This is a genomic window from Anaerospora sp., assembly GCF_032013335.1.
GTDB lineage: Bacteria > Bacillota > Negativicutes > Sporomusales > DSM-15969 > Anaerospora.
Window position 1 is genome coordinate 23005 of the sequence record NZ_DALZUO010000035.1, and the last position, 11063, is coordinate 34067.

Consider the following 11063-nt stretch of genomic DNA (forward strand, 5'->3'; position numbering starts at 1 on the left):
CCGTAAATTATACTTGACAATTGTCCAAAAATTGCCTATCATTAGTGATAATGATAATCAATATCACTAATGGAGGGAAGCTGTTATGTCAGTTGTTATAGTAGGTGGAGATCATTTGGGTAATATCGAGCAAAAACTACGCTTGATGGGCGTGACTGAACTTATACATGTTACTGGCCGCAAGGTAAAGCATAAGAAGGGTATTAGACTCCCACAGGAGGCTGCCTTTGTATTAGTCTTCACTGACTATATTAATCACATGACGGCTCTGATGGTGAAAGATGCGGCTAAATCACTTTCCATACCCACCGTTTTTGCAAAACGGAGCTGGAGTTCAATTGAATCCTGTCTGAAGGTAGGTGGATTGGTGAATGCATAACTCACTCAGCCATCTGGATGAAGAACAACACAAAGCTGTCAATGCCTTTTCCGAGTGGCTTGTGAGCAGTCTTTCTCCTACTATCTGCGGCAATAAGCCGTCAACAGTGCTAACGATGACGGATATACGCTTTCAGCCGTTACTGGCCTTATGGCGTACCTATGGGAAGTTAATACTGGCAGGTAGTGTAATTCAATTTACTACTTTACATACTTCGAAAGACAGAGAAACAGTGCTGTTTTACAGACCAGCAATCCTGGAGCAGTGTTTGATTTATAATTTGCACAAAAAATTTCTCTTGCAATTCGGTTATCCCGTTAACAGTGGATTAAGTCCTTGCCTTGACGTATTGCAAGCACGTTTTCAGCAATGCTGCCCTCATGAGGTTGGAGTCCTTCTAGGGATTCCCTTAAAAGATGTTTTAGGGTTTATGGGATTGGAAAATCTGCCACTAACATGCCGGGGCGAATGGTGTGTGTACGGTAATCCTGACGAATCCTTAGCAGCAATGAAGCAATATGCCGATGATCGGATTTACGTAGACAATCTGCTTGCTAAAGGCGTTGCCCCGCAAGAAATTTTGTGCGGTAATTTGGAAGAACTGGCTTTTGCAATATAAATAAAAAATTCCGGCATATTCGCCGGAATTTTTTATTTATATTGATAAGTTTGAAGGATGGATAAAGGCTTCCTACATTAGTTCAAAAAGGGAAGCTTGTTCTTATTGAAAGGACTATATATGTTCTGTGCAGGGAGAGGAATGGGAAGTCATCCCATAAAACAAAAAAAGCGGAATGATAACTAAAAAAGCACAAGTGAGATACATGTAGGAGAGTCCGGCATGTTCAGAAAGAATTCCCAGTAATATGGAGCCCAAGCCTACGCCTAGATCGAAGGCTGTAAAAATTGTTCCATTAGCAGCTCCGCGCCGGAATGGTTCTACCCGGTTAATAGCTAAGGCCAGCGTTGTAGGTTGAACAATACCGAACCCAATACCCAGAAACAATCCGGATAAGATAAATACTAAATTATCAGCAGCACAAAACAGCAGGACAAAAGATAGAGCCAGTGCGGCAAATCCGATAGCCATAATGGTTTTTGGCCCACTGGCGTCAAGTGCTTTGCCTGCATAGGGGCGGCTGAGGATAAGTGTGCTGGCATATGCCAGAAAATAACTGCCTGGGTTTGTAATTCCTATTTCTTTGCCTAGTAAAATAACGAAAGAAATGATGCTGCTGTACAGCAGAGCAATAAAAAAAGTAATAACAGCATAGATCAAAACCCTATTTTCAAAAAGAGTGTCTATACGCATTTCAACAGGTTTTCGTGCAGCGTGAGTTTCCTTAAAGGTGATAGCAAGTACGCAGATAAGGGCGGCTGCTGCTAAAAGCGAACTACTGGAGAATAAAACCATAAAACCTGCATGATTGAGAATTAATAGTCCCAAGGCTGGACCTGCAGCCATTGCAAAGGTATTTGATAAGCCGTAGTAGCCAATGCCTTCACCACGTCTCTCTGCCGGAACAAGGTCAGTGGCTACTGTGCCGGCAGCTGTTGTGGCAAATCCCCAGCAAAGACCATGGATCATTCTAATGATAAACAACAGCAGTAAAGTAGTGACAAAATTGTAGATCGCAATCGAAATTGCTAATAAGAATAAGGTGATAAATAGTACTCGTTTACGGCCTAGCGTATCAACTGCAAATCCTGCCAGCGGGCGGGCGATTACAGCTGCCAGGGCAAAAAAGCCAAAGATATAGCCTACAGCACTTACATCGCTGCCTAAGTAATCAGTAACAAAAAGTGGCAAGGTGGGTAATAAGCAATAAAAACTGACAAATACCATAAGGTTTGCTGTGAAAATCAGCAGAAAATCTTTTGTCCATAATTGTTGTTGCGGTGTAGTAGCAGTGTTCATTCAAGACTCCTTGTTTATAGATAGTAAGGTATCATTCGGATGGAGGCTGCTATTTACCTGCAACTATCGGCACAAGAATACGTATTTTAGCAAAAATAGCATTTAAAATATACTTTTGTATATATGATAAAGGCAAAAAAATAAAAGCTTGGGGGAAATACAAGGAAAAAACTAGACGGTGTAATAAAACAGCAGTAAGATAAACAATATCATGAGCTCAAAGAATGTACTGATTGATGAGATGAGGCATAGTTAAGTTATACATAAGAAAAAAGAGGTGCGGTAAATGGATAAAACAAGTAATCGCTTGATTATTGCATTGGATGTACCGACAATTGAGGATGTGACCCGAATTGTCGATACGGTAGGTGATGCAGTGGATTGCTATAAAGTAGGAATGGAAGCTTTTTATGGGTTGGGTCATACAGTACTTGCCCAATTAGCAAGCCGGAATAAAAAAGTATTTGTTGATTTAAAGTTGCATGATATACCCACAACAGTCAGCAAGACAGTCAAAGCCCTCTGCCAATTTTCCCCTGCGTTTATTACACTTCATGCAGCAGGAGGAGTAAAAATGCTGAAAGCTGCTATGGAGGAGGCTGACCTCTGGGCGGCCCGTACGCAGCGGCCCCGCCCTAAATTGCTCGCAATTACCGTGTTAACCAGTTTAGGGGAACGGGACTGGGTGGAGATTGGTTATCAAAGCCCTATCAGGGAATCGGTTTTGCGTATGGCAGTGATGTGTAAAGAAGCGGGTATGGACGGAGTAGTTGCCGCTCCGCAGGAAGCGGCAGCAATCCGGGCATTATGCGGTTCCGATTTTCTCATTGTAACTCCAGGAATCCGGCTGCACCCCGAACGAAATGGTGATCAGACGAGAACAGCAACACCTGCACAGGCTCTTAAGGCAGGGGCTCATTATTTGGTGATTGGAAGGCCGGTTTTATCGGCAGACAACCCGCGCGATGAAGTGAACCATATATTATCCAGTATGGATGAATATATGGAGAAAGCTAAAGACTGATATTGGATAGGGGGGAGATGATTGTCTACACTATTGCTTAAGAATGGTAGAGTGATTGATCCAAGCCAAAATATTGACAACAACGCAGACGTATTGATTAAAGATGGAAAGGTAGCCGCAATAGCAGCTAATATAAATGATAGTAATTGTGAGCAAATTGATTGTGCTGGCTTATGGATCACGCCTGGGCTGGTAGATGGGCACTGCCATTTGCGTGAACCTGGAGCGGAGCATAAAGAGACCATTGCTACCGGAACGCAGGCAGCTGCCCGGGGCGGATTTACGACTGTCGTGGCAATGGCTAATGTTAATCCTGTTCCGGCTAGTTTGAAAGACTATAAGAAAATCCAGAAACTAATTGATCAAACAGCAGTTGTACGGGTGATTCAGGCTGCCAGTGTGACAAAAGATTTAAAGGGGCGAGATCTTTGTGATATGGCGACACTGGCCGCAGCTGGAGTGAAAATCTTTTCTGACGATGGGTATTTCATTGATCGGGCAGCTGTTCTATACCAAGCGCTAAAACTGGCAGCTAAGCTGGATGTTACACTAGCCTTACATGAAGAAGATACGTCGTTAAAACTGTATTGGCCTACAGCCTATGAGCCTTTAAATGAAATCGCTGCAATAGCACGGGATTTGGAGATCCTGCGCGTTACCGGAGGAAAAGTTCATTTTCAGCATATTAGTACATCCCGCGGGGTAGAGCTAATTCGCCGGGCTAAGCAAGAAAAGCTCAACATTACTGCAGAGGTATGTCCCCATCACCTCACGCTGACAGCTGAGGCTGTTTATTCACAGGGAACGGATGCAAAGATGGCACCTCCCCTTAGAACGAAAGAGGATATAGCTGAACTCATCAAAGGGCTGGATGATGGTACGCTAGACATGATAGCTACCGATCATGCACCTCATGCTGAAGATGATAAGAACACAGTCTTTGATCTTGCAGCTAACGGCATAATAGGCTTTGAGACAGCGTTCCCGCTAATGGTGACAGAATTGATCCATCGCCGGGGCTTTTCCCCAATGTGGTTAATTGAACGGATGAGTACCATTCCTGCCCGGATCTTTTCTTTGCCGGGGGGCAGTCTGTTAGTAGGAAATCATGCGGATATTTGTGTGATTGATCCTAATAAGGAATGGATTATTGATAAACGGCAGCTGGCATCCAAGAGCCGTAATACTCCCTATCACAATACCCCAGTCAAGGGGAAGGTGATAAGGACGCTAATAGATGGCAAGGTTGTTTATAAAGATTATTAATAAAAAATTAAAATCCAGCATTATACAGGTTTTCTGCCTCGCAACAGGCAACAGGAAGCAATTTACAATTAAAATACAAAACTTTACTTGCTATTGCAAAATTGTTCCGGGTATGGTTAAGCACTTAAAATTGCAAAATAAAGATGGATTCCAATAAACGATAAAAGGGGGATTCATCAATGGAAAACAAACAACAAAAAAACAGCAAGCAAACAGGTTCGCTTACTTCCCAGTATGATCTTAACAGCAGTGCAACTTCCGGAATGAGCGCTGGATCTAACTACAGTGCAGGAACCAGCTCCAGCACACAGGCCAGCAAAGCGCAATATGGCACGATGACTGCCACCCAGGATGCCAATAACGACTATAGCAGCAGTGCAATGTCCGGTGCTAGCGCAGGAACCAGCTCCAGCACGCAGGCCAGCAAAGCTCAATATGGTACTATGACTGCTACCCAGGACGCTAATAACGACTACAGCAGCGATGTCAGCAGCAGCTATAGCAGCAAAAATGCAACTAACAAAACCACTGGTACTACACTTACCGAAAAATACGACATTAACGAATAAAATAAGAAACCTGACAGGACAAACCATTCGGTTTGTCCTGTTTTCATTTGCGCGTGTATGTTTTTCCGGTATCTAAACCAATCTATCTAAGAGAGCATATCGTTATGAGAAAAACATCTGGAAGGATGATCATAATCCATGCATGTTACAATCGTGATACCGACCTATAATGAGCAGGAAAATGTTTGCTTAATCAGCACTCGTATCCGTAATGTTTTAGAAGGCAAGTGTTATAGTTATGAAATTCTGTTTATAGATGATAGCTCCGATGCCACACCGGCAGTACTTGAACAATTAGCAGGCCAGTTTCCCGAAATACGTTATATCCATCGCCATGGAGTGCGGGGGTTGGCTTCTGCTGTTGTGGAAGGCTTTAAGCAGGCAAAAGGAAAATATATTATTGTTATGGATGCTGATCTCCAGCATCCACCAGAGTTAATACCGTTAATGGTAACTCGTCTGCAAGAATCGGATGTTGTTATTCCCAGTAGGTTTATTTGTGGAGGATCAGACGGCGGGCTAAACTGGTTACGTAAATTAATATCCTGGAGTGCCCGTGCAATTGGCCGTTTTTCTATTAAAAGACTACGGGCTATTTCGGATTGCACAAGTGGCTATTTTGGTATTAACCGTACCGTAGTTGAGCAAGTCAAACTCGAACCTATTGGCTGGAAAATTCTAATGGAAGTTCTCGTTAAGGGGCAGTATTCAACCGTTCACGAAGTACCCTATGCGTTTGAGGCCAGAGACGCGGGACAATCCAAAATGAGCTTGAAAGAACAAATGAATTACATGAAACATATTGTGCGCCTAATTCGGTACAGTCCTGAAGATCTCCGATTTTGTTTGTTCTGCATGGTTGGAAGTTTAGGGGTTTTGGTAAATCTGCTAGCGTTACGTTTGTTGCTAAACGTCTTCCAGTTGGAGGGAGTTGTAGCCTCGTTAGCTGCGTCGGCTATTGCTATGGTTCATAATTTTTGGTGGAACGATAACCTGACATGGAAAGAACATCAGCAGCCTATCTTCTGGCGGCGGTTATTGCAGTTTCCCCAATTTGTACTGATTTGCTGCTTTAGTATTGGCATTACTGCTTTTTTTGCGCAGCTTTTCGAAACTGTCGAATGGAACATCTATTTAGGCCAGCTTTTAGGAATTCTGCTTGCAACGTTCTGGAGTTTTTCCGCTAACAATAGATGGACCTGGTCGAGCCGTCCCTCAGAGAATATTTGCAGAGAAAAGTTAACGGTTACGCAGGAGCGAGTGTAGATGAATGGGTATTCTACTCAGATAAAAGTAATTGGTTTACCTATTTTATTGCATAGCGCCATTGTAATTGCAGCCACAGTGCTGTCCATGTACATACCCGAACAGGCTCCAGCCGGTTTTGTTAATCCTCTGCTGAGCCCGACCTATCCGTTTGTGGAGAAATTCATAAAATGGGATGCACACTGGTATACGTATGCTGCCCAACAGGGATATGACAGCCAGAGTATTGTCTTTTTTCCAGTCATTATTCTCTTACTGAGAGGGGCAGGGCAGCTTGGTATTCATGTCGGACTAGGTGGATTTATTATATGTAATTTGTTTGCTGTGGCAAGCTTTGCTATGCTGTATTTGGTATTGCGCAGGGATTTTTCCGATAAGGTTGTGCAGCGGGCATTATATGCTTATGCTGTCATGCCTACGTCATTTTTTTTGAACAGTATTTACACAGAGTCGATTTTTCTGACATTGTCCCTAACTTGCATATACTTTACCAGACAAAAGAAATGGTGGCTTGCAGGAATTTTTGCGGCGTTGGCAGCTTTGACACGAAATTTAGGGATTTTCCTAATGCTATTCATGCTATACGAATATATTGCTGAATACTGGCAGCAGCGCAGGCCTGCCTTTTCGCTGCTGGCTTTCTTGCTACCGCCGTTAGGCTTACTTGCATTTATGAGTTACAATTTTTGGCGGGTAGGAAGTGCGGTTGCTTTTATTAACGGACAAAGAGAATGGGGCAGGCAATTTGAATATCCATGGGTTAATATGTGGAATAACATCCGCTTAGTAGAAGCCAACTTTCCGCACGTGCAGCCTGGTGTGTTGCTTGATAGTTTTCTTGTTGCCGGCTGTCTGGCAGCATTACTGTCAATGTCTTTGATGCGCCGTTTCGATATACGCATATCGTATTTAATTGTGGGCTGGTTTTGGTTTCTCATTCCGATGTTTTCTACGACGGCATGGTTTCCGCTTTATAGTATGTCCCGCTTCATTTTAGTCATCTTTCCTATTTATGTGGGAATAGGGCGGCTACCAGACTTATGCTTTTATGGCTATATGATTCTTAATGTGGTCCTTTTGTCACTATGCACAATAGGGTTTACAGGTTGGCATTGGCTTGGTTAGGTGGCAATTTCTTTAAAGGGGACTGCTTATAAAGATAGGGAATGATGGCTGCAATCGGCTGCTGGTACAGCATGCCTAATGTAATGGGCAAGGCGGCCGCAGCAGGAAAATAAGTAAGGGCTAATACCAGGCCAAAGCTTAAATTGCGTAAGCCTACATTGTAAATCATTGCAATAGTTGTAGCATAACTCCGGTCTTTTGTCGCGAAAGAGCCTAGATAGCCGAGACTATAACCGGCGATGACAATGAACAGCGTAACGAGTAATGTTTTAAGCAAGGTACTGCTCCAATGGACTTCCGGAGCTACAAGGCCGGCGCTAATGAGAATTACACTAAAAAAGCCAATTTTTGAAGTGAGCCCACCAATATGCTTGGCAAAATGAACTGCTTTTCCTTTAGTCCAGTCATGAACGGCCATACCAAGCAGACTGGGAAGAGTAATCATTGCTAAGAGCTCCAGTACCATGGCAGTATAATTAATTTGCAGGCTTTGCCCGAGAATTAGTTTGAAATAAAGAGGTAATAGGAGTGGAACAAGTAACGTATCCAGTGTTACAGTTACTAGTGATACGGCAGTATTGCCTTGCGATAATTCCGTCCAGATAACCGAGGTTACTCCTACCGGTATACATGCACAAATCAAGTAACCAATACGGATTAAAAAATCATTAGGATAAAATAGTATTCCTGCCAGCCATGCTACGAGTGGTGTGATAAAATGAATTAAGGCAAGTGTCCATAAGGGGACCCAGGGGTGTCGCAACACTTCTATGAATTTTTTAAAGCTTATTGATAAAGACGTGATAAAAGTCATATAACCAAATAATAAAATAACAAGAAATCGTGTTACAGATGAATCTGGTATTTGAAGAAAAAAACCCGTGAATAAAGCGAATAAGACTACTAGAAACATATGGCTTGACAGCCAGTCATTCCACAAGCGTAGTTTTTGTTGCATGTTAATTCTCCTTGCTATCAGCGTTAACAGTCACTTGTTATTATATACAAAAAACGCCCTGCAAGGTGCAGGGCGTTGGGAAAAAACTAATATTTTTTGTAGGCAGTTGATTTTGCGCCGCAGATGGGACATTTGTCAGGGGCATCATGTTCGGCAACATGTCCGCATACGCTGCAGAGATATACGTCATAGACTTCTTTGCTGCCAATGTTATCTAACGCTTTTTTAAATAATTCGGCGTGAACTTTTTCGCTTTCATTTGCAAATTTGAAACCACGTGTAGCGGCTGTCATTCCTTCTTCTTCGGCTTTGGCGATAAAAGGCGGATACATCTTGGTGAACTCGTAGGTTTCACCATTGATAGCAGCTTGAAGGTTTTCCGCGGTTGAACGAATGCCGCCATTATTGCGGAAATGGGTATGAGCATGAATCGTTTCCGCCTCTGCAATTGCTTCAAACAGTTTGGCTATTTGCGCATAACCATCAGCAGTTGCTTGTTTGGCATAAGCCAGATATTTACGGTTAGCCTGCGATTCTCCTTCAAAGGCGGCGGCTAAGTTCTCTTCCGTTTTCGACATGTTTGCACCTCTCATTTGTCAATCATACATATAGTATGAACATATAAAATATTGATATTCAAAAAATGGAAAAGGAGCTAAATAATGGATAAAAAATTACAGGAAAAATATGCTCGACTGATTGTTAAGACAGGGATTAATATCCAGCCCAATCAGACACTAGTTATTACTTCCCCGATTGAGTGTGCTGAATTTACTAGAATAATCACAGAGATAGCTTACCAGGAAGGAGCTAGGGAAGTTGTCGTGAGCTGGAAGGATGAGCTTTTGTCAAAAATTCGGTTTCTGCAAGGACCGGAAGAAATTTTTGATGAGTTTCCTGATTGGCAGAAGGAGTTTTATTTATCTTATCTGCATAAAGGGGCGGCCTTTCTACGAATTGCTGCTGAAGATCCTGAATTAATGAAAGATGTGAATCCCGAAAGAATGATGAAGGCACAAAAAGCAAGCAGTACAGCGCTTCAAGAATATCGCGAACATTTAATGAGCAATAAAAATGTTTGGTCAATTGCATCGATGCCAACAAAAGCCTGGGCAAAAAAAGTCTTTCCCAAACTATCAGATGAAGAAGCCGTTGAGAGGTTAGGAGAAGCTATTTGTAAGACCGTGAGAGTGGATCAGGATGACCCTGTTGCTGCCTGGAAAATGCATATACAAAGATTAAAGAAAAGCATGGATTTTATGAACTCACATAAGTTTTGCAGTCTAGAATATAAAAACTCACTGGGAACGAATCTTACTATTGAACTGCCTGACGAGCATATTTGGCTTGGGGGTTCCGAGTATTCTGCCGGGGGAGTAGAGTTTATTGCCAACATGCCAACAGAAGAAGTCTTTACATTGCCTAAACGGACGGGAGTCAACGGAACGGCTGTTAGCTCAAAACCGCTTAACTATAATGGTAATCTAATTGAAGAGTTTACATTGGTATTTAAAGAAGGTAAGGTTGTAGACTGCCATGCAAAAAAAGGCGAAGATATCTTAAAGAAGCTGATTGCTACAGATGAAGGCTCCTGCTACCTTGGTGAGGTAGCGTTAGTTCCGCATGAGTCACCCATTTCCCAGTCTAATATCTTATTCTACAATACCCTTTTTGATGAAAATGCATCCTGTCATCTAGCTTTAGGCAAAGCGTATTCCGTTTGTATAAAAGATAGTGAAAGTAAGAGTAAAGCACAATTATTGGAACTCGGCATGAATGACTCGCTTGTACATGAGGATTTTATGATCGGCACGTCAGATCTTACTATTATAGGAACAACTGCCACAGGTGAGAAAATACCTGTGTTCAAAAACGGTAATTTTGTATTTTAACTCAACAATCAAATGGTAGTAGAGGTGGAGCAGAAATGAAAAGATTTACTGTTTATCCTATTGGTATGCCTCAAATACAAGATGTTTGGCTGGATACAGGCTTTAGCCTGTATTCGGCTGAGCAAGGTTTACCCGAACGGCCTGATGTGATTCTCAGCGGTCCGGCAATCACGAATGACAAACTTATAGAAAACATACAGAACTATCTGCCCAAAGTGATTATCGGTGTTGGTCATGATAGTCTGGAGCTGACAGAGCCGCTTAAAGAAATATATCAATTACATGTATGGAGAGCAGAAGATATAAACTATCTCATTGCAACACGTATTGAAGCTCAGCTTGAAATACCTCAATGGCATTTATATGGAGAGAAAGCCGAAGAGTGGCATAAAGGGGCCAGTGATAGTGTCTACCGCCATTTGCTATATGAAGTATTTCGTGAAACGCAGGAATGGTGCGGACATACATTTTCAGTAGTTACCGGATTATAGACTAAAGAGCACAAGAATTAAGGCTATAGAAGATAATTTATAAAAACATGAAAATGTAGTTGACATGCTATATTAAATATAGTATTCTATATAAGTCGCTGAAACGAACAGCGATGATCCGAAAAAAAGATGTTGACAAAACAAAATGGTTATGTTAACATAAATAAGCTGTCAC

12 protein-coding genes are annotated in these 11063 nt (G+C 42.2%); 9 read left to right on the top strand and 3 right to left on the bottom strand.

The features are described 5' to 3' along the window. The first annotated feature begins 85 nt into the window (after positions 1–85). Together RTR76_RS19130 and RTR76_RS19135 are read left to right on the top strand one after the other, a co-directional pair. On the top strand, positions 86–379 hold the full coding sequence (locus RTR76_RS19130; protein WP_312523960.1) for a DUF2325 domain-containing protein: 294 nt from the start codon (positions 86–88) through the stop codon (positions 377–379). After that, positions 372–998, top strand: a complete 627-nt coding sequence (locus RTR76_RS19135) for a DUF3793 family protein (protein WP_312523963.1) — start codon at positions 372–374, stop codon at positions 996–998. The genes RTR76_RS19130 and RTR76_RS19135 overlap by 8 nt, the downstream gene beginning before the upstream one ends. Positions 999–1112: 114 nt before the next feature. Here the strand turns inward: RTR76_RS19135 and RTR76_RS19140 are convergent, their stop codons facing one another. Next, positions 1113–2297 (bottom strand): MFS transporter, encoded by a 1185-nt coding sequence (locus tag RTR76_RS19140; protein ID WP_312523965.1) that lies wholly within the window; start codon positions 2295–2297, stop codon positions 1113–1115. Positions 2298–2583: 286 nt separating this feature from the next. Here RTR76_RS19140 and pyrF point away from each other — a divergent pair, with 286 nt between their 5' ends. The 5 genes from pyrF (at position 2584) to RTR76_RS19165 (ending at position 7547) form a co-directional block, all read left to right on the top strand. Beyond that, entirely contained in the window at positions 2584–3321 is a 738-nt protein-coding gene (gene pyrF, locus RTR76_RS19145) for an orotidine-5'-phosphate decarboxylase (protein WP_312523968.1), read from the top strand. Between the two features lie 21 nt (positions 3322–3342). Beyond that, complete coding sequence (locus tag RTR76_RS19150) at positions 3343–4587, top strand: dihydroorotase (RefSeq protein ID WP_312523970.1); 1245 nt, start codon at positions 3343–3345, stop codon at positions 4585–4587. Between the two features lie 179 nt (positions 4588–4766). Beyond that, a complete protein-coding gene (locus tag RTR76_RS19155) occupies positions 4767–5156 on the top strand; it encodes a hypothetical protein (RefSeq protein ID WP_312523972.1) in 390 nt (129 codons plus the stop codon). A gap of 138 nt (positions 5157–5294) precedes the next feature. Continuing rightward, positions 5295–6422: a glycosyltransferase family 2 protein gene (locus RTR76_RS19160; RefSeq protein WP_312523974.1), complete on the top strand. Its 1128-nt coding sequence runs from the start codon at positions 5295–5297 to the stop codon at positions 6420–6422. Further along, a complete protein-coding gene (locus tag RTR76_RS19165; protein ID WP_312523975.1) occupies positions 6423–7547 on the top strand; it encodes a glycosyltransferase family 39 protein in 1125 nt (374 codons plus the stop codon). On the opposite strand, the gene RTR76_RS19170 is transcribed toward RTR76_RS19165, so the two are convergent. Together RTR76_RS19170 and RTR76_RS19175 are read right to left on the bottom strand one after the other, a co-directional pair. After that, positions 7522–8505, bottom strand: a complete 984-nt coding sequence (locus tag RTR76_RS19170; RefSeq protein WP_312523977.1) for a bile acid:sodium symporter — start codon at positions 8503–8505, stop codon at positions 7522–7524. The two genes, RTR76_RS19165 and RTR76_RS19170, sit on opposite strands and share 26 nt — an antisense overlap. An 86-nt stretch (positions 8506–8591) precedes the next feature. Beyond that, positions 8592–9083, bottom strand: a complete 492-nt coding sequence (locus RTR76_RS19175; protein WP_312523979.1) for a rubrerythrin family protein — start codon at positions 9081–9083, stop codon at positions 8592–8594. An 84-nt stretch (positions 9084–9167) separates the two neighbouring features. On the opposite strand from RTR76_RS19175, the gene RTR76_RS19180 reads away from it, so the two are divergent. Further along, complete coding sequence (locus RTR76_RS19180) at positions 9168–10397, top strand: aminopeptidase (protein WP_396145517.1); 1230 nt, start codon at positions 9168–9170, stop codon at positions 10395–10397. Positions 10398–10432: 35 nt separating this feature from the next. Beyond that, positions 10433–10888, top strand: coding sequence for a hypothetical protein (locus RTR76_RS19185; protein WP_312523981.1), 456 nt, complete (start codon positions 10433–10435; stop codon positions 10886–10888). The last annotated feature ends 175 nt before the right edge of the window (positions 10889–11063 follow it).